Source organism: Caballeronia temeraria (assembly GCF_001544795.2).
Taxonomy (GTDB): domain Bacteria; phylum Pseudomonadota; class Gammaproteobacteria; order Burkholderiales; family Burkholderiaceae; genus Caballeronia; species Caballeronia temeraria.
Map to the genome: position 1 here is coordinate 427,044 of NZ_FCOI02000004.1, position 22,368 is coordinate 449,411.

Genomic DNA, 22,368 nt, shown 5'->3' on the forward strand with positions numbered 1-22,368 from the left:
AACGAAGCGAATTTGCAGAAATCCATGAACTACTCAAGGCTTGGCGTTTTACTGGCGGCAATCGGCGCAATCGGCCTTTCTGCCTGCACCGTGATGCCTACCGGCCCGAGCGTGATGGCGCTGCCCGGCAGCACCAAGACGTTCGACCAGTTCCGCGCCGACGATGCCTCGTGCCGCCAGTTCGCCCTTCAGCAGGTCGGCGGCGTGGACGCGAATCAGGCGGCGACCAACAGCGCAGTCGGCAGCGCGGTCGTCGGCACTGCGCTCGGCGCGGCGGCGGGCGCGGCGTTCGGCGGCGGCTCGGGCGCGGCTATCGGCGCGGGCGCCGGTCTGTTGACCGGCAGCGCGTTCGGCGTCGGGGCATCGCAGGCATCGGGCTATAACGTGCAGCAACGTTACGACTATTCGTATCTGCAATGCATGTATGCCGCGGGTGACAAGGTGCCGGTGCGCGGCGCCACGCGAATGGTGCAGCCATCCGGCGGCGCTTATTCCACCACGCCTCCACCGCCGCCTCCGCCGCCGGGCTGGCAGCCGCCGCCCGGAACGTATTGAGAAACTGAGTCAGCGCCGCGCGTGCCGGTCATCGCCGCCGGCGCTCAATGGCGCATCGGGCACGAACGACGGCGCGACCAGCAAGCCCGTCACCCAGCCGATGTAAAACCGCAGGTCGCTCCAGAACTCCGATCGCTCGTAGACGCGAAACGCCTGCACGTGCGCGAGCCATAGCACGAGTTGCAGCGCGCCCGTCAGCACGAGCCAGGCGAGCGCGATCACACCGGTCGCGCGGGCGCAGCGCCTGAACGTGCGCGCATCCCATTGTTCCCGCACGATGATGCATCCCGCGATCAGCACGGCTATCGTGGGAATCGCGCTCGTCGCGAGCACGTGCGCGCTCCAGCCGAACATCACGCCGACGAACAAGCCGACGATGATCGACAGCGCCGCGACCGGCCACGCGATCCACGGCTGCGCGCGCGCCGCCATCCACGCAATCGTGATGAAGAACGGCGTGATCGCCCATTGCAGCGCCTGCGCCACGGCTTTCACGAGGTTTTCGCTCGCCTGCTCGTTCGAATGACTGGCCGCGACATACACGGTGATCGCCTCGTGCACGCAGACGGCGACGATCGCGAAGCTCAACGCCTCGCACGCGGCGAAGGCCGGGGATTTCTCCGCATGCGCGTGCGCGTCGGACAGGCCGCGCAGGCGTTCCAGCACCGGTTCGACGAAAAACGCCAGAATCGCGCCGATGAGAAGCGCGGCGGCGGCATCGGTCGGGGAGAAATGGCCGAAGAGGGAGAAAAGGCCTTGCCACAGAAATTCCGGCGCGGCCGCGCACACGGCCACCCACAGCGCGAAGAAGAACCCGTTCGAAGCACTTCTGAGCGGCATGGCCACCTCGATGCGATTTCTATTGTTCCGGCGGCGACGCTTCCTTCACGCGTTCGATCAATTCGGCGCGCACGCGCTCGCGCAAGTCGGCGGGCATCGAAAAACATTCGTAGGCGAGCGCCTGCGCGACCGTCACGATGCGCATTTCCTCGTAACGGCGTCCGCTTTCGATCATCGCTTCGAACGCGTTGGCGCGCTCGTTGATCTCGATCGGATCGGCATCGACGAGCAGGACGGCATGCACGAGCACCGCGTAGAGCGGCGCGTCCTTGTCGGCGTGCGGCACGCGCCGCCAGTATTGCGCGGTGCCCGCGATCTTGCGGGCGTCGTCGCCGGGGCCCCAGGCGAGATTGAAGCGGCCATCGCAGAAAGACCCTTCGACGGCTTGCCAATGCGTCAGCACGCCGAGCGAGTTGAGCGCATCCGCGAGAATCCTGCACAGATGAACGTAGACGGTTTCGGACAGCGCGCCCATCGGCGCGTGCACCGGGTACGCGAGACTCAGGTTGAGAATGCCCGGACCTTGCGGAACGAGGCCGCCGCCCGACAGACGCAGCCACACGGGACAGCCGCGTTGTGCGAAGGCCTCGCGCGCATCGGCGAGCGCAGCGTAACGCTGATAGCTGCGCGGCACGACGAGCGATGCGGGCGCTTCCCAGACGTGCGCGACGGCATCGCCCGCGGCGGCGCGCGCGAGCAGCGCTTCTTCGGCGTCGAGCGGATCGCCGGAAAGCGAGGCGGGATCGATCAGTTGGAAGGGCATGGAATCGATGTCCGGACGCGTCGCGAACGACGCCATCCCAGCATGGTAGCCAATATCGCCGAAATGAACCGCGAAATGCGACGCGCCCCGTCGGCGGCCTTCTCCGGCGGGGCGCGTGCGGGCGAAAAGCGATCAGCCGCCCTTGCCCACCTGCTCCTTCAACAACGCATTCACTTCGTTCGCCTTCTCCATCTGGCTCATATGCCCGGCGTCGTCGAACACACGAACGGTCGCACCTTCCGGTGCATTTTTCGCGTGCGCGGCGGGAATGATCTGGTCCTTCCCGCCCCAGATCACGAGCACCGGCTTGCCCGACGCGCCCAGCTTGCCGCCCGGCTGCGCGCTCTGCTTCCCGCCCGCGAACAAGCCGCCGTTCAGCGATGTCAGCGCGTCGCTCACGCCGTCGAGCCGCTTGTACTTCAGCAGATCGTCGAGCATCTGGCGGCTCACGAGTTCGGGATTCGCGAACAGCAGTTCGACGACCGGTTTCAGTTCGCGCCGCGATTCGGCCGTGACGAAGCCTTCGGTGTACGCGTTGTTCACTTCATCGCCGAAACCGGCCGGCGATATCAGCGATACCGACTGCACGCGCGCCGGCTGATCGACGGCCATCTGCGCCGCGATGCCGCCGCCCATCGAATGCCCGACGAGATGCGCCTTGTCCAGACCGACCGCGTCCATGAACTTGCCGACGAACCCCGCCAAGTCCGCCAAAGAAGTCCCCGGCACTGTCGGCGTCGACTGCCCGTGGCCGGGCAAATCCAGCGCGAACACGCGGTTCTTCTCGGCGAGCGCATCGAGATTGAAGAGCCAGTTGTCGAGATCGCCGCCGAAGCCGTGGATGAACAGCACCGCGGCTCTGCTCGCATCGTCGCCGCCGCGCGATGCGTAGCGCACGCGGATGCCGTCGACATCGACGAAGTGATACGCCGCCGCTTCCTCACCCTCCTTTTCGTCGTCGGCGGGCGTCACGTAGGACGACACGTAGGCGTCGATATCGGCGTCGCTGACCTCGGACGGCGCGAGCACGCCGAGCAGCGCCTTCACCGGCAGCGTATCGCCCGCCGACGCGACCCGGCGCCTGAGCAAACCCGCGTCGGGTGCTTCGACGGCATTGGCGATCTTGTCGGTTTCGACATCGAGAATCGGCATGCCGACGGTGATCTCCGTGCCCTCCTCCACGAGCCATTCGTTCACCGTGCCTTCCTTCATCGACAAGCCCCATTTGGGCATCACGATCGGTGTGATTGCGGACATCAGTGCTTTCCTCCCTTCATGGTTTTTCGTGCGGCGTCGGCGATCTGCGCGGCGCTCGGGATGTACAAATCTTCGAGCGTCGGCGAGAACGGCACCGGCGTATGCGGCGCGCAGACCATCTGGATGCCTGACTTCAGCGCGCCGAACGCCTGCTGCGCGACCTGCGCCGAAATGTCCGTGGCGATGTTGCAGCGCGGATTCGCTTCATCGACGACGACGAGCCGTCCCGTGTTCTCGACTGTCTCGATCACCGTGTCGATATCGAGCGGCGACAGCGTGCGCAGATCGACGACTTCCGCTTCGATGCCTTCCTTCGCGAGCGTCGCGGCCGCCTCCAGCGCGCGATGCACCATCAATCCGTACGTGACGATCGACACGTCCTTGCCGTCGCGCACGACGTTCGCCTCGCCGAACGGAATCGCGTACGAGTTCTCGGGCACTTCCCCTTCGAAGCCGTAGAGATTCTTGTGCTCGCAGAAGATGACCGGATCGTTGTCGCGGATCGCCTGGATCAGCAGTCCTTTCGTGTCGTACGGCGTCGATGGACACACGACCTTCAGCCCCGGAATGTGCGTAAAGAGCGACGTCAGCATCTGGCTGTGCTGCGCCGCCGCGCGAAAGCCCGCGCCGACCATCGCGCGGATCACGACGGGCGTTTCCGCCTTGCCGCCGAACATGTAGCGGAACTTCGCCGCCTGATTGAAGATCTGGTCGAAGCACACGCCCATGAAGTCGATGAACATCAGTTCCGCGACGGGCCGCATGCCGCACGCCGCCGCGCCGATCGCCGCGCCCACATAGGCGGACTCCGAGAGCGGCGTGTCGAGCAGACGATCGCCGTGCTTCGCGTACAAACCTTTGGTGACGCCGAGCACGCCGCCCCACGCGTCCTTCTCGCCGTCCGCGCCTGCGCCGCCGACGATATCCTCACCCAGCACGATCACACTCGGATCGCGCGTCATTTCCTGATCGATGGCTTCGTTGATCGCCATCTTCATGCTCAGTTTGCGGGCCATGATGCTTGTCTCCTCGATTTAGTATTTGACGTAGACATCGGTGAGCAGATCGGCGGCGGTCGGCAAAGGCGCGTCCTTCGCTTCCTGCACCGCGCGGTCGATCAGCGCGGCGACCTCGCGGTCGATCGCGTCGAGTTCTCCCGGAGAGATCACATCGGCTTGCGTGACGGCGGCCGCGAACTTCTTCAGGCAATCCTTGTTCGAGCGGATATCGTCGATTTCGCCCGGCGCGCGATACGTCTGCGCATCGCCTTCGAAGTGGCCGTAGAAGCGGATCATCTTGCATTCGAGCAGCGCCGGACCGCCGCCTTCGCGCGCGCGCTTGATGACCTCGCCCGCCGCTTCGTACACGGCGAAGAAATCGGTGCCGTCCACAGTCACGCCCGGAATGCCGAAGCCCGCCGCGCGATCGACGTAGCTATCGACCGCCGTGCCGTAATCGCGCGCGGTCGACTCCGCGTAACCGTTGTTCTCGATCACGAAGATCACCGGCAGATTCCATACCGCCGCGAGATTCAGGCTTTCGAGAAAAGTGCCCTGATTCGACGCGCCATCGCCCGCGAACGTGATGCCGACTTCGCCCTTGCCGCGAAACTTCGCCGCGAGCGCCGCGCCGCAGATCAGCGGCGCGCCCGCGCCGAGAATGCCGTTCGCGCCCATCATCCCTTTCGACAGATCGGCGATATGCATCGAGCCGCCCTTGCCGTTGCACGAGCCGCCTTTCTTGCCGTAGATCTCCTTCATCATCGCGACGGGATCGACGCCCTTCGCGATGCAATGTCCATGTCCGCGATGCGTGCTCGCGATGCGGTCGCCATCGTTCAGATGCGTCATGATGCCGACGCCCGCCGCCTCCTCGCCCGCGTACAAATGCACGAAGCCGGGAATGTCGCCGCGCCCGAAATCGACGTGCAGGCGCTCTTCGAAATCGCGGATCGTGCGCATCTTGCGATACGCGCTCAACAGTTCGTCCTTGGAGAGCGGCAAGCCGCCCGCATGTTGCGTCGCTGTCATCTCTGTCTCCTTTGGTGGGTCTAGCGGATGTTGCTGCTGGACTGACGCATCAGTCCGGACGCCGCCGCGTAGCGCATGCACGCGGCAACATCGATGCTGCGAAAGGCGTTTTCCCTCAGCGTGACGGTCACTTCGTCGCCGGGGCCGAATGCGAGCTCGCGTTCGCCGTCGAGTGCGACGATGCCGCTCGTCTGCTTCACGCGATGCGGCACGCCATCGGCGAGACGCGCCCAGTTCGCGATCGGCACGGCTTCGACGAGGCCCGGCGCGATCGGCGCATGCAGTTCGAATTCGCATGCGCTTTTCCTGCCGAGCTCGATCGCGAGTCCGCCCTTGTCATGCCGGCCGAGCGGCTCCAGCAAACCCGCGATCGCCGACATGCCGATCGCCTGCGGATCGGCGTAAGAGACGTAGACGGCGGCGAGCGTATCGATCTTCCACAGCGCCCGCGCGCCGATGAAATGCTCGTGCGAGATCACGGCATCGACGAGCGCGATGTCGCGGCGCACGCCGCCCTTCGCATCGCGAATCTCGATTTCGAGCAGCTTGTTCGATGCGAGTGCTTCGTTCGACGGCACGCGGCCGGTTGCGTAGAGACCCGTGGCGAGTCCCGAGATGGTCGGCTCGCGCATTTCCGGATAGGCGTTGTTCGTGCCCGTCGAAAGCCCGGCGATCGGCACCTGGCCGCACTCGCGCACGACCGCGCGATGCGTGCCGTCGCCGCCGAGCACGATGAGCGCATCGACGCCCGCTTCGCGCATCATGTGCGCGGCGCGAAAGGTGTCGTCGACGCGCGCGGTCACGGGCATATCGAGGAAATCGACTTTGGCGAGCGCGGCGTCCGGACCTTGCTTGCGCGAAAGATGGCGCTGGAGCATGACTTTGAGGCCTTCGCGATCCGGCATCATCGAGACGCGCTTCACGCCGCACGACGCGAGCGACGACAGCAGCCGCAACACGATATTCACGCGATCCGCGAGCTGCAGGCTGTTCGCATTCGCGATGACGCGCCGGATGTCGCGCGCCGAAACAGGATTGGCGATGATGCCGACGAGCGGCGCCGCGCTGTCACGCATGCCTGTGTCTCCGTTGTGTGTTTTGTGCGGCGGATAAAGGCAAGCGCTATGCCAATCGGAAAGCCGCTCACAAGCGCGAAAAAGCGAGGGATTACCCGCAGAAAACGGGCGCTTTCTGGGGTGTACGGGGCGCCGCCGTGACAGGTGTCACAGCGGCAGGTGTATCGGCGGGGGGACAGGCGTATCGCGTGTTTCAGTGGCCGCTGGCGTCGCGCTGATTCGGCGACTTGATGCCATAGCGCGCCATGCGCCGATACAGCGTCATGCGGCTCACGCCGATTTGCCGCGCCACCGCGCTCAGGTTCCAGCTCGCCGCGCGCAGATACTGCATCAGCAGCATGCCTTCGGGCGGCAGCCGATGCGGATCGAAATCCTCGATGACCACGCGCGGCGCTTCGGCCGGCGCGGGCACGCCGCCGAATCCTTCCGGGAGATCGTCGATGTCGATCGAACCGTTCGAGCACACCGCGCGCGCATAGCGCAGCACGTTGCAAAGCTCGCGCAGATTGCCCGGCCATTCATGCCGATGCAGCCGTTCGCGCACGCCCGGCGACAACGTAACCGCGCCTTCGAGGAACTTGTCGATGAGCCAGTCGAGGTCGCTTCGCTCGCGCAACGGCGGCAGCGTGAAGCGCGCGCCGTTCAGCCGATAGTAGAGATCCTCGCGAAAACGTCCGTCGTGCATGAGCGCGTCGAGCGAGTGATGGGTCGCGGAAATGACGCGCACATCGACCGATACGGGCCGCGACGCGCCGATCGCGAGCACTTCGCCCTCGGCCAGCACGCGCAGCAGACGCGATTGCAGCTCACGCGGCATGTCGCCGATTTCATCGAGAAAGAGCGTGCCGCCGTCGGCTTCCTGAATCAGTCCGCGTTTGGCTTTCGGGCCCGCGCCCGAGAAGCTGTTCGGCAAATGCCCGAACAATTCGCTTTCGATGAGCGTCTCCGGAATCGCCGCGCAATTCACCGCGACGAACGGCCCCGCGCGCCGCGCGCTCGCGCGATGCAGCGCCTTCGCGAAATATTCCTTGCCGCTGCCGGTTTCGCCGTTGACGAGCAGATTGATCGGCGAATCGGCGAGCTTCGCGGCGCGTTCCAGTTGACGCGCGAGCGCGGCATCGCCACCGCATAGCGCAGCGAGCGGCGCGGGCACTTGCACGCTGCGCGGCGCATCCGCGTGCGTGGCCGGCGTCACGCACGGCGCGGGCGGCATCACGCTCAGATAGAGCAACGCGCCCGATTTCGCGAGCGGCACCGCACGCAATTCGCTCGGCCGCGAATACACGAAACGGCCCAGCTCTTCGATGCGCGCATCGAACAGTGCATCGAAGGGCACGCCGATCAGCGACGCCGCCGTCTCGCCCGGCGCGATCGGCCGGCCGATTTCCGCCGCGAGCATCGCGTGCGCGCGCCGATTGTGCCCGACGATGCGGCCGCCCGCATCGAGCGCGATCAGATATTCGGGATTCACATCGACGAATTCCGGCGATGTGTTCAGCTTCAGAATCCAGTCCTGCCGATGCGTGCGCAGGAAGTTCGCATTCTCGATGTGTCCCGCGTAGATGCGCACGAGCTGCAGCGCGAGATTCTGGCTGTCGCGCGCTTGCGGCGACACGAGCGCGGAGATGTCGAGGATCGCGGACAGCGCGCCGCGCGAGTCGTAGAGCGGCGCGGCGGTGCAGGTGAGCGGAATGTGCGTCGCATCGAAATGATCGATCTGATGGACCGTGAGCGCCTGGCCCGTCGTGAGCGCCGTGCCGACCGCGCACGTGCCCGCGCCCGCCTCGCTCCACTCCGCGCCGAGATAGAGCCCGGCGCGACGCAGCGAGGAATCCGTGTTCGCATCGCCGATATAGTCGACCGTCACGCCGAGCGCGTCGGTGAGCAACACGACGTAACCCATGCCCGCGACCTGCTCGTACAGCGTTTCGAGCCCGTGACGCGCGATACGCGCGAAATCGTCGATGCGCTGCTGATGCTCCCGCAAACGCGTCTGCGGCAGGATGCGCGCTTCCTGCATGCGCGACGGATCGAGCCCGTACTGATGCACGCAACGCCGCCACGAAGACTGGATGATGCTGTCGTGCGTGCGCGCGGAACCGAGCGCGTCCGCCCGCGTCGTCGCCGCCACCACTGCCTCGATGTGCTCGCGTTGCCGCATGTCCATCGCGCTCTCCTTGGCGTTCCTATGCCGCCCGCACGCGGAATTCACCAATTCGCACGAGCGTGTCTCAGGCCATATGATGCTCGAATCGGCAGGATGCGTCATGCGGCGATAGCGCTGCGCCGCAACATAAACGGCTGCCGATACTCGGCGCATCAAAAATGAAAACACAGGAGACAGCGGATGGCGAAGATCGCTTACGAAGACTTCGAGCGACAGATCGTGCAGCATCACCTCATCAAGGGCAATGTGTACGAGAACGGCACGGCGCTGGTCGAGCGCGCGAACAGGTGGATTGCGGAGAATGATGTCGACGTGCTGAACGTCGAGAGCCTCTCGACGTTCGGCGCCGGCGACGATACCAGCGTGAGTCACTGGTATTCGGGGATTCGCGTCTGGTATCGCACCGCGTAGCAGGAAAGTCAGCCGCGGCCGACGAACGGCATCTTGGTCGCCATCACGGTGTGAAACAGCACGTTGGCTTCGAGCGGCAGATTCGCCATGTAGAGCACCGACTGGCCGACGATCTTCACGTCCATCATCGGTTCGATGGCGATCTCGCCGTTCGCTTGCGGCACGCCCTTCGACATGCGCTCGGACAGCTCGGTGAACGCATTGCCGATATCGATCTGGCCGACCGCGATGTCGTACTTGCGGCCATCGAGCGATGCGGTTTTCGTGAGGCCCTGCACCGCGTGCTTCGTCGCCGTGTAGGCCGCCGAGTTCGGGCGCGGCGCGCTGGCGGAAATCGAGCCGTTGTTGATGATGCGGCCGCCCATCGGCGTTTGCGCCTTCATCGTGCGGAACGCCTGCTGCAGGCAGAAGAACATGCCGTTCAGATTGATATCGACGACATTGCGCCATTGCTCCGGCGTCCAGTCCTCGAACGGCCCGGGCGGATTCGTCACGCCCGCGTTGTTGAACAGCAGATCGACGCGGCCGAAACGCTCGACCGCCGCCTTGAAGAGCTTTTCGACCGATTGCGGATCGGACACGTCGGTCGGCACGGCGAGCGCGCGCTCGCCCGCGTTCGATTCGCCGATCACCGCTTCGAGCGGCGCGGGACGCCGTCCCGCCAGCACGACCGACCAGCCGTCGCCGAGCAGAGCCAGCGCCGCCGCGCGGCCGATGCCGCTACCCGCTCCGGTGACGATGGCGATTCGTTGAGACTGGTTGGCTGCGTCAGACATATCGGCGTTCTCCTGTCGTGGTGCGCGCGACACCTGCCGCGCGCTGAAATCGGGAGAACATTATCGACGATGAATCAGCGATTACGCGATGCCTCTGTCGTGACCGGGCCCGCCGTCGCGGTATTGCGCACGCCGCTGCCATCGCAGAACACGGCGGTCATCAGCATCGGTATCACCTGTTTCACGACGGCCGTACTGCCCGACTCGCGCACTTTCGCCTCCACCGTCTCCGATGCCCCGAGCACGACGACGCCGTATGCGGAATCGTTGACCGGCTGGCCGCTGCCGCGCTTGAACAGGTCGTCGCCCTGCTCGTAGCCGAGCACGGCGTAGACGCGAAAGCCGTAGGCGGTGAGGCCGCTGTCCTTCGTCGGCTTGAACGCGTTGACGGAGTTCGCCTCGACTCGCATCGGGTGCGCATCGATGGACTTATCCGCGACGAGCGGCGCGATGAAGCTGTGCGCACTGGATTTGCAGTCGAGCTGGCTTTCGAGCGGTGTCGCGGCGCACAGGCTGGGCAGCAGTCCCCCGACCACGGCAGCGAATGCGGTGAGCTTTGCGAGAGGAGCGGTTTTCATGGCAGCAGTAACCAACGGTTCGTCAGACCGACACGGATGCACGGGCATCCGAATCGATGCAATAAGCGAGCCAGTGAGCCGGCCCGCACGCCGCGTTAGCGCTGCATCGTTCCCGGAAGGGGCCTGGTTTCTTCGTTGTTGGTTGACTTCTTGACCTGAGGCGCTACGCGCAATCCTCGTATTCGTGCAGCGATTCCTACAATCGCTTTTGTAGTCGAGGTAAGGACAGATTCTGCGCTTCGACAAAAGTCGTCTGTACGAGATCCCTCAATCTTTTCTCTTCGATGCGTCGAGCCGATGACAACGCGCGCCGTGGTGTCTTCGGGCACGAATTCCGTGAAGTCGTTATATTCGGCGATTCGACCCTCGAGGACCCTACATGACCGCGCTTGCCGATTTCCCCATCACCCGCAAATGGCCCGCTCAACATCCCGAGTGCATCCAGCTTTACTCGCTGCCGACACCCAATGGCGTGAAAGTCTCGATCATGCTCGAGGAAACCGGCCTGGCCTACGAGCCGCATCTCGTGCGTTTCGACAAGAACGATCAGATGTCGGATGAGTTTCTGTCGCTGAATCCGAACAACAAGATTCCCGCGATCATCGATCCCGACGGGCCGAACGGCGAGCCGATGCCGCTCTTCGAATCCGGCGCGATTCTCGTCTATCTCGCAGCGAAAAGCGGCCAATTCATGCCGGACGATGTGGCGAAGCGCTACGAGACGCTGCAATGGCTGATGTTCCAGATGGGCGGCGTCGGCCCGATGTTCGGTCAGGTCGGCTTCTTTCATAAGTTCGCGGGCAAGGAATACGAGGACAAGCGTCCGCGTGCGCGCTACGTCGCGGAATCGAAGCGGCTGCTCGCCGTGCTCGACAAACGGCTCGAAGGCCGAGACTGGATCATGGGCGACGAATACAGCATCGCCGATATGTCGACGTTTCCGTGGGTGCGCAATCTGATCGGCTTTTACGAAGCGCGCGAGCTGGTCGATTTTCACGAGTTCAAGAACGTCGAGCGCGTGCTCGATGCGTTCCTCGCGCGCCCCGCCGTGAAGCGCGGCCTGGAGATTCCGAAGCGCGACTGATCGCGCCCGTGTCGTGCCTTGCTGTTGGAAACGCGCACGCAAACGGTTGCGGCGCGTACCGGCCGACGCTTGTCACGAAACCGTCTCGAACGACCGGTAGATTGCGCTCTCCACAAATGTCTGACGATTGCCACTTCGCGCCGTGCAACGCGGCGACCCGGGGCCGCCGGACGTCCCCGCGCACTTCTCTCTTCTACCGAAAATGTCAAAGCTCACAGTCAAGGCGCGCCTCGCGATCGTCACGGGCGCGGTCGCCGCCGTGCTCGTCGCCGTCGGCAGCGTCGGATTATTCGGCGTCCAGCAAGGCAACGCCGCGCTGCGTCACGTGTTCGAAGGCCGCGCGCAGGCGCTGCAGACCATCTCGAGCATCGACGAACTGATCACGCAAAGTCAGTTCGCGATCAGCGACGCCGTGCTCGATCCATCGGCGCAAAAGACTCAGGCCGTGGTCGCGTCGACGAAGGAACGCATCGCGAATATCGATGCCCTGCTCGGCCGCTATCTGCGCTATCCGCTCGATTCGAGCGAAGCGCCGCTCGCAAACCGCCTCGCCACGGATTGGGCGACGCTGCGCGACAAAGGCTTCCGCCCGTCGACGGATCTGCTCGGCGCCAGCAATCTCTCCGAAGCGCAGTGGATCGTGACGCAGCAAATCGAGCCGCAAGCCAAACGGGTCAAAAAGGAAAGCACCGATCTGCGCGCGTTTCAGCTCACCGCCGCGCAGCAGGAATACGACGACGCGCAGCGCGTGAGCCGCATCGTGCAATGGACGGTGGGCGCGTGCATCGTCGCGGGCGTGGCGCTCGTCGGCTGGCTGTGTTTTTCGATGGCGCGCTCGCTCATGCGCCAGCTCGGCGGCGAGCCGGAACTCGCGGCAAGCGTCGCGCGGCGCGTGTCGCAAGGCGATCTTCTGACGGAGGTGCCCGTCGCGCGCGGCGACACGCAAAGCGTCATGCACGCGATGAGTTTGATGCGCAGCCAGCTCGCGTCGATGGTCGGCGACATCAAGCGTTCGACGCAGACCATCGGCATCGCGGCGGCGGACATCACCGAAGGCAATCACGCGCTGTCGGCGCGCACCGAGGAACACGCGGCGAGTCTGCAGCAGACGTCGGCGAGCATGGAGCAGATTGCATCGACGGTGCGCGCGAACGCCGATCACGCGAATCGTGCGCGCGAGCTTGCGAAGGAGGCATCGGAACGGGCAAAGGACGGTGAACGCGCCGTCGCCGATGCGATTGCGCGCATGACCGATTTGTCGTCGCGTTCGGCGCAGATCGGGCAAATTACGAGCGTGATCGAATCGATTGCGTTTCAGACCAATCTGCTCGCATTGAACGCCGCGGTCGAAGCGGCGCGCGCGGGATCGCTGGGACGCGGCTTTGCGGTCGTCGCGGAAGAAGTGCGCGCACTCGCGCGCCGTTCGTCCGGTGCGGCGAAGGAAATCTCGCAATTGACGCGCGAAGTGAATGCGCACGTCGAATCCAGCGGCTCGACCGTCAAACGCGCGGGCACGACGCTCGCCGATCTGCTCAATTCCGTCGACGATGTATCGGCACTCATCGAAGCGATCGCGACGGCGTCGCGCGAGCAAAGCAGCGGCATCGACGAAGTGAACGATGCCGTATCGCAGATGGATCGTCTGATGCAAAAGAACGCGGCCCTCGTGAACGAGGCGGCGACGGCCGCGCTCTCGCTCGATGCGCAGGCGCGCGGACTCGGACAGACGGTTCAGGCGTTCCAGGTTTAGCCGTCGCTTTCACGCGCCCGGCGCGATTTTTCCAACGGGTTCAGAATGGAAAGCGAAGCAACGCGCGAATTTCGTCCGCCGGGTTAAAAGCGTTACACATCAAGAGCTTGGCCCGGCGATGCTCAGGATATCCACATGCTTGCCCACTGTTTCTGTGGACAAGCATTCGTCGTTTCGAGCCGCCACGAATTCGCCGGACACATAGTTCTTCGATGCGATTTCTGACGATGGTGACGCTCATGGTTCTCTTCGACTCCCCTCCTCGTTCCTTTCGCGCGCGGCGTTTTTCTTTGATCGCCGCGATCGGCATGATCTGCGCAGCGGCCCACGCGCAGACTCAATGTCCCGGTTACGTCGAAACCGATGCCGGCAGCGCGTTCGATCTCGCATCGGCTATCCGCGATGCAGGATCGCCGCAATCCGCGCTCGATAAATTGCGCAACGCGGTGGCGAAAGTCAACGCCGGCGGCGGATGTTCGATCTTCCGCGACCGTCTCGCCTGCGAGGAAACGCTCACGCTGGCAAACAAGGCGATCGTCGCACTACAGGCATGCGCATCATCAAGCATGCCTAAGGGAACGACGCACGGCTGAAGCTATCGCGGAAATAAAAAAGCGCGTGCCGCCATCTCTGGCGGCACGCGCTTTCGAGTTCGCCCGAACGTGAGTTCAGGCGGCCCGGCGGATCAGCGATCCAGGAACGGACGCAGCTTGTCGGCGCGGCTCGGATGCATGAGCTTGCGCATCGCCTTGCTTTCGATCTGGCGAATACGCTCGCGCGTCACGTCGAACTGCTTGCCCAGCTCTTCGAGCGTGTAGTCCGAAGCCGTGTCGATACCGAAGCGCATGCGCAGCACCTTCGCCTCGCGCGGCGACAGCGCGTTGAGCGCATCGTCGATCGCGGCGCGCATGTTCGCGTGCACGGCGGCATCGGCCGGAGACGCGGCGCCCTGATCTTCGATCATGTCGCCGAGCGTCGCATCGGCATCTTCACCGACCGGCGTTTCGAGCGACACCGGCTGCTTCGCGATCTTGAGAATGCCGCGGATTTTCTCTTCCGGCATTTCCATACGCTCGGCCAGCACCGACGGATGCGCTTCCTGACCGGTCTGCTGCAGGATCTCGCGCGAAATGCGGTTCAGCTTGTTGATCGTTTCGATCATGTGAACCGGCACGCGGATCGTGCGCGCCTGGTCGGCGAGCGAACGCGTCACAGCCTGACGAACCCACCACGTGGCATACGTCGAGAACTTCCAGCCACGGCGATATTCGAACTTGTCCACTGCCTTCATCAGGCCGATGTTGCCTTCCTGAATCAGGTCGAGGAACTGCATGCCGCGGTTCACGTACTTCTTCGCGATCGAAATCACGAGACGCAGATTTGCCTCGATCATTTCGCGCTTCGCCTGACGCATCTTCAGCTCGGCAGCCGTCATCTGACGGTTGATCTTCTTCAGTTGCTGAAGCGGCATCTGCACGACGCCTTCGATGTCGATGAGCTTCTGCTGCTCCGCCTGAATCGCCGGCAGGCTGCGCTCGAGCGACGCGCCGTATTGCTTCGACGACGCCGCCGCGCGCGCGGTCCATTCGAGATCGGTCTCATGACCGACGAACGATTCGACGAACTTCTCACGCGGCATGCCGCAACGATCCACCGCGATCTGCAACACGCGACGCTCGAATTCACGCACTTGCGCGACTTGTTGCTGAACGTCGGCGCACAAACGGTCGATGGTCTTGGCCGTGAAGCGGATCGAACCGAGCTCGCGCTGAATTTCCGTGCGCGCCTTTTCGACAGCCTTCGTCGCAGCCGCGCCCGAACCCTTAGCAGTGCTCGCTTGTTCCGCGAGTTCGCGCACGCGGGCGAAGATCTCGAGGCAATCGGCCTTGAGCTGCTTCAGACGCGCTTCGTTCGATGCGCCGGCGTCGCCGCTGCCGTCGAGATCGTCGTCGTCATCTTCGTCGCTGTCGGATTCATCGGTATCCGTCTCGATGTCGGCGGAATCGGTCGTATCCGGAGCCGAAATCTCTTCGTCAGCCGTGTCCTCTTCCTTGAGGCCATCGACCAGTTCGTCGATTTTCAGCTCGCCCGATTCGACTTGCGCAGCATCCGCGAGAATGGTCGCGACGGTCGACGGACAGGCCGCGATCGCCTGAATCATCTCGTGCAGCCCGTCTTCGATGCGCTTCGCAATGGCGATTTCGCCCGCGCGCGTGAGCAACTCGGTCGCGCCCATTTCGCGCATATACATGCGAACGGGATCGGTCGTACGGCCGAATTCGGAATCGACGGTCGAGAGCGCGTTTTCCGCTTCTTCCTCGGATTGCTCGTCCGCGACGACGCTCGGCGCGTTATCGCTCAGCAGCAGCGTTTCGGCGTCCGGCGCCTGCTCGTAGACCGCGACACCCATGTCGTGGAACGTGCTGACGATGGTTTCCATCGCCGCCGTTTCCGCGAAATTATCCGGAAGGTGGTCGTTGATCTCGGCGTGCGTGAGGTAGCCGCGCTCTTTGCCCAACTGGATGAGCGCGCGCATCTGACGCTGACGCTCTTCATTCTGTTCGGCGGTCATTGCGACATCGGGCTGTATCGTGCCGGCCTGGCCCTTCCCTTTGTTCGCCCGCCGGCCCGGTGCCTTACGCGCCGGCGCGACGATATCCAGCTCCGAATCTTCCCGATCAAAACTTGCCATACTTTCTCCTCGACAGGTTTGCTCGGCGACGACAGATCCCCGGTAGCGAGCGTAACGGCTCGCGATGATTTCGATGACAGCTTCGACCACGGACGGCTTGCTGAAAATCGCATCGAGCAAAGCACGCAAACCGCATGCACGCGGTTATTGCGTTTTCCAATCGCCCAATAAGGCGCAACCTTAGAGTATACCAGAATATGCTGCGACGCAGCAGCCTGTTTCAAAAAAGTTTTCTCGACAGCGCAAGCGTCTGGTATTCGTCTGATGTTTACCTGCCGAGATACTCAGCCGTGCACTCACGCCTTTAGTCCCGGCAAATTGCGAAGTTCCTTCGATGCGGCCACTCGCGATATCGTCTCCAAGAGCGAACTCAGAGGCGACGAACCTGACGCGCCGTGGTGCAGCGGTTTTGGAACTTCCCTCGATGTAGCAGATGGGATGATATCGGCTGTCTTCAAGCGCAGAAGCGCCTTCAAGTCGCTCAGGTGCGTTTCAGACTTACGCCGAAGCTCAGGCGGACGCGCAAGTGAGTCTTGCAAGGAATGACTCTCTGCGTCTTGATGCATGTCGGTACTCGCGGGCTGAATATGCCCAGCCTCGAGCGCAGCGACAAAATCCGGTGCCCACGCGCCGGCGTGGACGCGAGGCTGCACTTCGTCGCGATGATGAATGAGGATGGTGCGCGCATCGTCGGATACGCGATAGCGACGCAATCCGTCTCGGCTGACGAACGACTGACCCGCGAGCCCGGCGATGACCGTGTCGGTACGTTCTGAACGAGCGCGCTCGATTTGCGCATGGACTTGTGCGTCCCGCTGAGTACGCGCACGGTAGGCAAAATCGACCGGCGCGCGCAGCAGTGTGCGGAGATAGCTGATGGGATGCGTCGCCTGCCGCAATGGAGCCCAGCTCGCCTCAACGACGTCGGACAGAAGCTTGCCGTGAGCCTTCGCCTCGCGCATCAGCTTGAAGATCAGAAATTCACGAAATCCCAGAGACAGCAGGCGGCGAAGATCCGCGGGGAGTCGCCCTGGTTGTCTCTTTTGAGTATCAGGGATTAGATCCTTATATATAGCGCCGTCTGCCACGGTGACAGACGGAGGGACGAAAGAAGGCGCCGCGTCGGCCTCAGCGGGCTGTTCCGTTGGCGAAGGGGGTTGCTCGCTGGCGTCTGCGGTTGGCTCGACGAGACCGAGCAATTCGGCGGCTTTCTTCGTCAGGTGGATATAGGCACGACCGAACAGCCCGGCAGCACCATAACGCGTCTGCGGCGGCCGCGTGATGAAACCCGCCGCTTCAAGATCGTCCATGCTGCGATAGAACGTGCGCATCGATTGTTGTGCGCGTCCCGTAAGCAACTCGCGGCGCGCAAAGATGGCCGCGAAGGGACGAGCGGCGTCGACTGTCCGAGCCAAGGCAGCGAACAAAGCGCGTGCGCGAGCGGGCAGGGCGGCCGTGTGTGTGGCGCGATGCGCGGCCCGAAAGATCACCCAAGGCAGGTTAGTTCGATCGCAGGCGTAATCATCGAGAGCCTGTTGATCCTCTGCCGCAGGCAAAGACTTGAAGTTTTCAGGGCGAGATACAGCCTCGCCTGCAACGGAATGTTGCGCGATATGCATGTCAAATACGTCCATTTCGAAAAATGGAAGACAAACGCTTGACTGCCGATCGCGTTCCGCTAAACTTCGAGGTGCGTACTCGTGACCCGATTGGCGTCGGGAAGCGGAACGGGCAATAAGCAGTTAAGCCCGATATTCAAAAGCCTTCGGTTGGCGCCGAAGGCTTTTGTCTTTTTGAAGCATGTTCGTTACATAGCATCCTCTTCGGTGCCGAATCAACAAGCCGTTGATTTATAAGGAAGTTCTACTAGGCTCGCTGAGCCGGCCTTTACTTCAATTCTTTAAGTCGTTGATTTCAAAGGAAACTCTAGTAGAGTTTCAGTCCTGCTCCGACTCGCTCAATGTCTTGTTGATGAAGTCGACAATTCTTTGGCCCCACTGCTCGGCATCTGTCGCGTCTTTCTCGAAAAACCGAACGCCAACCACGCCGTTTCTGGTAGAGACTTCGCAGACTTTTCGCCGCCCTGATCGAACCACGGTCGCGCTTGGCGCTGCCGCTCGCGGCTTTTCCGCGGCGAGCGCAACTGCCCTGTCTTGCGTGAAATTCTCGTCGTCGATCAGGCGGCGAACTGCCTCGACGACCTTCTCCGACTTCCCTGCTTCGGTCAACGCGGCAAGCTTCTGCGCCGCATTACTGCCGAGCCGTTCGGGCTTTTCTGCCAGAGCGATCTTGGCGGCTTCCGGCAGGGCATCGAACGAAAAGATTCGGGTGACGTGGCTCTTGCTCAAACCCGCGTTCTCCGAAATCTCGGTGCGCGACAGTCCGCTCAACTCCTGAAGCCGCTTGAAGTTCCAGTACTTCTCGAAGTCCGTAAGAGACGGCGACAGCAGGTTCGAAAAGAACGCGGCGAATTCGATCTCGCCTTCCTCGATGGATGCGACATTCGCGCGAATCGTCGATCGCCCGAGTTCTCGGTACGCCGCCACACGGTTGTGTCCTGCGACGATCTCATAGCGGCCTTCCGGCAGCGTCCGCACCAGAATCGGCGTGGCGAGGGCGTGCTGAGCCAGATTGCTCTTCAGCTCCTGAAACTGTTCAGCGGTGAGTTTGCGACGCCGCCCAGTCACTTCCACCAATGCATTGAGCGGCACTTCAAGCGCCGCCCGCTCCTCGAGTTGCGACTCGAGTTCCTTGATCCGCGCCTGCGCGGTATTGATGCGATGCTGTGCATCCATCAAGCGCCCAGGCGACGTTTTCGGCTCAGTGTTGACCGGACGCGGCTGCGCCGGATCCGCTGGCTTGCTGCCGATGTTCGCTGTCTTGGCGAGGAGTCTGTCCCCGATGCCCATTTAATCCTCCCTCTGATTCCACGCGCGGGCAAACTGCGCGTCGAGATGCTCAGCGAGCCGATCGAGCGGCTCTTTGAATCGGTTGTATGCAGCCGTGCTGCCGTCCGGCTTCGACAGGTCATAGACGGTCGAAAGCTGCGCCGAGGCGCCCTTCGGCACCGTTGACTCCGGAATCTCGAACGGCAACACGCGATCGCCATACGCCTTCTGAAGCCACCCGCGCACGACGCGCGAAACGTCATCGGATTTAGCTTTCGTCATGATTACGTTCACGAAGTCGAAGCGCTTCTGCTCAAGCACGCCCGGCAGCTTCTTGGCGATATCCGCGAAGAGATGCCAGAACTGTGTCGAGCTTGCGAAGTCGAGTGCCTCGGGCGGGCAGGGCAGCAAAATTGCATCGGACGCTAACAGCGCGTTGATGGTCAGATAGCTGAGTGCCGGTGGTGTGTCGATCACGATCGCGTCGTATTCGTCTGCGAGCGGCATGAGGCCCTTGCGAACGATCTCCCAGAATTCGAACGTACTGTCGTTCAGAACTTTGGCGGGAATTTCGAATTCAGCGTCGAAGAGGGACGACGACGCCGGAATGAGATCGAGGTTGTGCCAGTACGTTTCCTGCACGGCATAGTGCAGCGTCTGCTGGTCGCCGTAGACGAGCGGAAGAAGGGTCTGATCGTCCGAAATCTCGGCATCCGGCGCCCAACCACACAACTGCGTCGTCGTGCCTTGCGGATCGCAGTCGATCACGAGCACCCGGCGACCGAGCAGCGTCAACGCCTGCGCGGCCGAGACCGCTGTCGTCGTCTTGGCGACACCGCCCTTGAAGTTCGCGACCGTCACGATTCGCCCACGCCTGCCTTCCGGCCTGCGTGGCCGCTCCTTAGTCGCTCGAATCCAGGTGAGCGCTTCCTCGAGCGTGAATTCCTTGCTCCGGCCCGCACCCTTGGAGGTTCCCGCGGGGAGATCGCCCTTGGTGGTCAGATACTGGAACCGCTGCTTGTCGATGCCGCACAGCGACGCGACTTGCGCGCTCGTGAATGTCGGCGCGCTTTTGCGCGGATACGGCTCCAACATTGCGTCGCGGATCTGATTGAGAATGTCAGTGGCTTGGGCGGCCACCCCCAAGAGCGTTTCGATCGAAACGGATTGGTCGACTTCGGGAAGCCGAGCGCTTAGCATGGAATTCGCAGTCACTGGCGGGCCTGGGTAAGCAAATAATTCTTCGGTTTGTGGAAAACAAGCTGCAAACCGAAGAATAAACGTCGAACCGGTAAACCTCAAGTAAACTCTGAAGTACTTGAGTGCCCGCGACGGACATTTTTACAACGCCGGCCGCTTGTGTAAACGCAAAATTAGGACGGCTCTGACGAGTTTCGCGTTAACGAGGCAGTGCGGATCAGCTTTTCGATGCCCAGAAAACGGCCCGCGTCCTCGTTTTTCAGATAGAGCGCGGTCGTCGAAAGGTCGGCATGACCGAGTCCGGCGCTGACCTCGCCTAATTCCGCACCGTGCCCGAGCGCGTGCATCGAGTGCGTGTGGCGCAGCCAATGCGTGCTGGCGCGTGTCAAATGGCGGCCGCTCCCGGCGGAGCGCGATTCCATGAGCGCAGCCGCGTTGGAGAAAATCCGTTTGAAGAGTTTCCCAACACCGTCCGGGGACAGCGCTTGCCCGCCGCGCGCCTGCGCGAGAACCGGCGTGCCGTCGGGGCAATCCAGCGCGGGCGGCAGGCCGCGCAATGCGAGGTTTTCCTGCAGGGTCTCAGCGACGACGGGCGGCAAAAGCACCGTACGCACTTCGCCGCGGCCTTGCGCGACGGCGAGACGCCAGACCACGCCGTCGACGCCGGAAAGACGCCCGGCGCTGAGCGCGTCGGTGGTTGCGGCGGCAAGTTCCGCGCGACGCAAGCCGGTGGCGTAAGCGAGAAGCAGAGCCAATTTGTCGCGGTGTGCAGCGAACGAGTACTCGGCCCGCTCGACGGATTCCAGCACGCATTTCCATTGAGCCGGATCGAGCGTACGCGTCGCCGATTCGAACACGGGCGGCGCCGTGACACGCGCAAAGCCGGTAAACGGATTGACCGTCAGATAACGCTGGCCGACGAGCCATTCGCACATGGCGTTCAAAATCGAGCGTGCGGTCTCGCGGCTGCGGTCGGAAAGGGCGCCGGCGAAAGGGCGCCAGGCGGCAAAACACCGCTCCCCGCGATGCGTCGAGACCCATCGTGACGCCGGCTGAGGATTCGCGAGAAACTCGCCAAGGTATTCGGCGCAGTCGGCGGCGTCGAGTGAGGAAATCGGCTTGCCTTTCTCCACCAGCGCCCACAGCAACAAACGCTCGGCTTCGCGCCGATAAGCGCGACGCGTGTGCGCGCTGTCCGACCGAACGTCCAGCCAGGCGAAGATCGCGCGGACATCGGTGTTGAACTGCACGCCGCCGGCCCGATTCGACCCTTTCGATCCATCCAGTGCCGCCGGGACGCGCAGCGCCTCGATCGGTGCGATGACGATCGCGTCTTCCCCGGCGATGTCCGAACGCAGCGCCGGCGTGGAAACTTCCGGCTGCCACTGCCGACGCGGCACCAGCGCCGCCGGCGAAAGCGCGCGCCCGAGCGCCTGCGCGTGCAATTGCAACCAGTCGACCACCCGCTGCGCGCCTCTCGGACCGAGCCGGGGCACCGTCGCGTACCATCGATGCCGCCTTCGCTCGATCAACTCGATGACATCCGCGATCGTCGCGAGCCCGGCCGCCGAAAGTCGCGCGGTGATTGCGGGCTCGAACCAGCCGTCGATCGGATGATCCGGACTCGGATCCTGCGCGAGCGATGCTTCCATACGCGCGAGCGCATCGGCCTGGCGTCGCCGCAAACGCGCATTGCGCCCCGCGCGCCGGTCGATGGCGGGAGAGCTGTCCGGCGGATATTCCTCCCGATACAACGCCAGCAGCTCGGATTCGCTGTAAACGCCACCGGGATCGACTCGTTCGCGGAAGTCGTCGAGCGGCGGGGCGGCCGTGGCTGGCGGCGGCTCGAACAGGGGAATGCTTCCAGGGCGAAGCCGCAGCAGGTGAGCGGCTTCGGTGTCGCGGGCGCGGCGGGCCAAAACGGAAAGCGTGTCGCGCAGCGCCGCGATCAGCCGCCGCGTCGCGCGGACGTCGGCGCTGGCGTCGCCATATGATGCGTGCAGTTGCGCCTCCGACACGCCGTCGAGATAACCGCGATACAGCGCAAAGTGCTGGCGCGTGAGGCGGCTCGGCGCGTACACCGGAACGTTTTCCGACGTCGCCTGCTCGTCGTTTTCTGGCAAACTCGCTTTCGCGCGTGCCCTGTTTCTAGCCATTTATCCTTTCTATTCAGTGATTTGCGCCGAGGTTATCAAGCAGCTTCGAATTTGACAAGAAAAATCGCAACGTCTGATAAGTCGAATTATCAGCATCGGAGTCGATTACTCCACTATATGTATGCGTCGCCAGACCGGCGCGCTT

20 protein-coding genes are annotated in these 22,368 nt (G+C 63.3%); 6 read left to right on the plus strand and 14 right to left on the minus strand.

Translation table 11 applies throughout. The features are described 5' to 3' along the window. The first annotated feature begins 24 nt into the window (after positions 1-24). Entirely contained in the window at positions 25-555 is a 531-nt protein-coding gene (locus AWB76_RS09170; RefSeq protein ID WP_082864388.1) for a YMGG-like glycine zipper-containing protein, read from the plus strand. Between the two features lie 9 nt (positions 556-564). On the opposite strand, the gene AWB76_RS09175 is transcribed toward AWB76_RS09170, so the two are convergent. From AWB76_RS09175 to AWB76_RS09205, 7 genes are all read right to left on the minus strand, one after another. Beyond that, positions 565-1,395, minus strand: coding sequence for a hypothetical protein (locus AWB76_RS09175; RefSeq protein WP_061159795.1), 831 nt, complete (start codon positions 1,393-1,395; stop codon positions 565-567). Between the two features lie 19 nt (positions 1,396-1,414). Further along, positions 1,415-2,158: a lipoyl protein ligase domain-containing protein gene (locus AWB76_RS09180; RefSeq protein WP_061159868.1), complete on the minus strand. Its 744-nt coding sequence runs from the start codon at positions 2,156-2,158 to the stop codon at positions 1,415-1,417. Positions 2,159-2,290: 132 nt separating this feature from the next. After that, the gene (locus AWB76_RS09185; RefSeq protein ID WP_061159796.1) at positions 2,291-3,415 is read right to left on the minus strand and encodes an acetoin dehydrogenase dihydrolipoyllysine-residue acetyltransferase subunit; all 1,125 of its coding nucleotides are present in this window, start codon (positions 3,413-3,415) and stop codon (positions 2,291-2,293) included. Further along, complete coding sequence (locus tag AWB76_RS09190) at positions 3,415-4,431, minus strand: alpha-ketoacid dehydrogenase subunit beta (RefSeq protein ID WP_061159797.1); 1,017 nt, start codon at positions 4,429-4,431, stop codon at positions 3,415-3,417. Before AWB76_RS09190 ends, AWB76_RS09185 begins: the two co-directional genes overlap by 1 nt. An 18-nt stretch (positions 4,432-4,449) precedes the next feature. Then, on the minus strand, positions 4,450-5,445 hold the full coding sequence (locus tag AWB76_RS09195; RefSeq protein ID WP_061159798.1) for a thiamine pyrophosphate-dependent dehydrogenase E1 component subunit alpha: 996 nt from the start codon (positions 5,443-5,445) through the stop codon (positions 4,450-4,452). Positions 5,446-5,465: 20 nt separating this feature from the next. Further along, the gene (locus tag AWB76_RS09200) at positions 5,466-6,521 is read right to left on the minus strand and encodes an ATP-NAD kinase family protein (RefSeq protein ID WP_061159799.1); all 1,056 of its coding nucleotides are present in this window, start codon (positions 6,519-6,521) and stop codon (positions 5,466-5,468) included. 193 nt (positions 6,522-6,714) lie between these two features. Then, positions 6,715-8,688: a sigma-54-dependent Fis family transcriptional regulator gene (locus AWB76_RS09205; RefSeq protein WP_061159869.1), complete on the minus strand. Its 1,974-nt coding sequence runs from the start codon at positions 8,686-8,688 to the stop codon at positions 6,715-6,717. A gap of 180 nt (positions 8,689-8,868) precedes the next feature. Between AWB76_RS09205 and AWB76_RS09210 the strand changes: the two genes are divergently transcribed. Beyond that, positions 8,869-9,099: a hypothetical protein gene (locus AWB76_RS09210; RefSeq protein WP_061159800.1), complete on the plus strand. Its 231-nt coding sequence runs from the start codon at positions 8,869-8,871 to the stop codon at positions 9,097-9,099. Between the two features lie 8 nt (positions 9,100-9,107). Here AWB76_RS09210 and AWB76_RS09215 read toward each other — a convergent pair whose 3' ends face one another. Both AWB76_RS09215 and AWB76_RS09220 read right to left on the minus strand, forming a co-directional pair. Next, on the minus strand, positions 9,108-9,875 hold the full coding sequence (locus tag AWB76_RS09215; protein WP_061159801.1) for an SDR family oxidoreductase: 768 nt from the start codon (positions 9,873-9,875) through the stop codon (positions 9,108-9,110). Positions 9,876-9,949: 74 nt separating this feature from the next. After that, entirely contained in the window at positions 9,950-10,453 is a 504-nt protein-coding gene (locus AWB76_RS09220) for a hypothetical protein (protein ID WP_061159802.1), read from the minus strand. Between the two features lie 379 nt (positions 10,454-10,832). On the opposite strand from AWB76_RS09220, the gene AWB76_RS09225 reads away from it, so the two are divergent. The 3 genes from AWB76_RS09225 (at position 10,833) to AWB76_RS09235 (ending at position 13,880) form a co-directional block, all read left to right on the plus strand. Next, positions 10,833-11,537, plus strand: coding sequence for a glutathione S-transferase N-terminal domain-containing protein (locus AWB76_RS09225; protein ID WP_061159803.1), 705 nt, complete (start codon positions 10,833-10,835; stop codon positions 11,535-11,537). A gap of 202 nt (positions 11,538-11,739) precedes the next feature. After that, positions 11,740-13,287, plus strand: a complete 1,548-nt coding sequence (locus AWB76_RS09230; protein ID WP_061159804.1) for a methyl-accepting chemotaxis protein — start codon at positions 11,740-11,742, stop codon at positions 13,285-13,287. A gap of 290 nt (positions 13,288-13,577) precedes the next feature. Beyond that, entirely contained in the window at positions 13,578-13,880 is a 303-nt protein-coding gene (locus tag AWB76_RS09235; protein ID WP_244173277.1) for a hypothetical protein, read from the plus strand. Positions 13,881-13,972: 92 nt separating this feature from the next. On the opposite strand, the gene rpoD is transcribed toward AWB76_RS09235, so the two are convergent. Next, on the minus strand, positions 13,973-15,811 hold the full coding sequence (gene rpoD, locus AWB76_RS09240) for an RNA polymerase sigma factor RpoD (RefSeq protein WP_244173284.1): 1,839 nt from the start codon (positions 15,809-15,811) through the stop codon (positions 13,973-13,975). On the opposite strand from rpoD, the gene AWB76_RS42060 reads away from it, so the two are divergent. Then, positions 15,701-16,150 carry a hypothetical protein gene (locus AWB76_RS42060; RefSeq protein WP_244173285.1) on the plus strand — a complete coding sequence of 150 codons (450 nt, stop codon included), beginning with the start codon at positions 15,701-15,703 and terminating at the stop codon, positions 16,148-16,150. The genes rpoD and AWB76_RS42060 overlap by 111 nt on opposite strands. Positions 16,151-16,275: 125 nt before the next feature. Here the strand turns inward: AWB76_RS42060 and AWB76_RS09245 are convergent, their stop codons facing one another. From AWB76_RS09245 to AWB76_RS09260, 4 genes are all read right to left on the minus strand, one after another. Beyond that, positions 16,276-17,598 (minus strand): replication protein O, encoded by a 1,323-nt coding sequence (locus tag AWB76_RS09245; protein ID WP_244173278.1) that lies wholly within the window; start codon positions 17,596-17,598, stop codon positions 16,276-16,278. Positions 17,599-17,916: 318 nt separating this feature from the next. Further along, entirely contained in the window at positions 17,917-18,888 is a 972-nt protein-coding gene (locus AWB76_RS09250) for a ParB/RepB/Spo0J family partition protein (protein ID WP_061159807.1), read from the minus strand. Further along, positions 18,889-20,067 carry a ParA family protein gene (locus AWB76_RS09255; RefSeq protein ID WP_061159808.1) on the minus strand — a complete coding sequence of 393 codons (1,179 nt, stop codon included), beginning with the start codon at positions 20,065-20,067 and terminating at the stop codon, positions 18,889-18,891. A 173-nt stretch (positions 20,068-20,240) separates the two neighbouring features. Continuing rightward, positions 20,241-22,148 (minus strand): site-specific integrase, encoded by a 1,908-nt coding sequence (locus AWB76_RS09260; RefSeq protein ID WP_244173279.1) that lies wholly within the window; start codon positions 22,146-22,148, stop codon positions 20,241-20,243. Positions 22,149-22,368 lie beyond the last annotated feature (220 nt).

Excerpts from the sequence above, each read along its gene's own strand:
- AWB76_RS09250 (WP_061159807.1), bottom strand. The coding sequence starts at position 18,888 with ATGGGCATCGGGGACAGACTCCTCGCCAAGACAGCGAACATCGGCAGC.
- AWB76_RS09200 (WP_061159799.1), bottom strand. The coding sequence starts at position 6,521 with ATGCGTGACAGCGCGGCGCCGCTCGTCGGCATCATCGCCAATCCTGTT.
- AWB76_RS09245 (WP_244173278.1), bottom strand. The coding sequence starts at position 17,598 with ATGCATATCGCGCAACATTCCGTTGCAGGCGAGGCTGTATCTCGCCCT.
- AWB76_RS09205 (WP_061159869.1), bottom strand. The coding sequence starts at position 8,688 with ATGGACATGCGGCAACGCGAGCACATCGAGGCAGTGGTGGCGGCGACG.
- AWB76_RS09220 (WP_061159802.1), bottom strand. The coding sequence starts at position 10,453 with ATGAAAACCGCTCCTCTCGCAAAGCTCACCGCATTCGCTGCCGTGGTC.
- AWB76_RS09230 (WP_061159804.1), top strand. The coding sequence starts at position 11,740 with ATGTCAAAGCTCACAGTCAAGGCGCGCCTCGCGATCGTCACGGGCGCG.
- AWB76_RS09225 (WP_061159803.1), top strand. The coding sequence starts at position 10,833 with ATGACCGCGCTTGCCGATTTCCCCATCACCCGCAAATGGCCCGCTCAA.
- AWB76_RS09170 (WP_082864388.1), top strand. The coding sequence starts at position 25 with ATGAACTACTCAAGGCTTGGCGTTTTACTGGCGGCAATCGGCGCAATC.
- AWB76_RS09175 (WP_061159795.1), bottom strand. The coding sequence starts at position 1,395 with ATGCCGCTCAGAAGTGCTTCGAACGGGTTCTTCTTCGCGCTGTGGGTG.
- AWB76_RS09210 (WP_061159800.1), top strand. The coding sequence starts at position 8,869 with ATGGCGAAGATCGCTTACGAAGACTTCGAGCGACAGATCGTGCAGCAT.
- AWB76_RS09180 (WP_061159868.1), bottom strand. The coding sequence starts at position 2,158 with ATGCCCTTCCAACTGATCGATCCCGCCTCGCTTTCCGGCGATCCGCTC.
- AWB76_RS09195 (WP_061159798.1), bottom strand. The coding sequence starts at position 5,445 with ATGACAGCGACGCAACATGCGGGCGGCTTGCCGCTCTCCAAGGACGAA.
- AWB76_RS09255 (WP_061159808.1), bottom strand. The coding sequence starts at position 20,067 with ATGCTAAGCGCTCGGCTTCCCGAAGTCGACCAATCCGTTTCGATCGAA.
- AWB76_RS09215 (WP_061159801.1), bottom strand. The coding sequence starts at position 9,875 with ATGTCTGACGCAGCCAACCAGTCTCAACGAATCGCCATCGTCACCGGA.
- AWB76_RS09190 (WP_061159797.1), bottom strand. The coding sequence starts at position 4,431 with ATGGCCCGCAAACTGAGCATGAAGATGGCGATCAACGAAGCCATCGAT.
- AWB76_RS09185 (WP_061159796.1), bottom strand. The coding sequence starts at position 3,415 with ATGTCCGCAATCACACCGATCGTGATGCCCAAATGGGGCTTGTCGATG.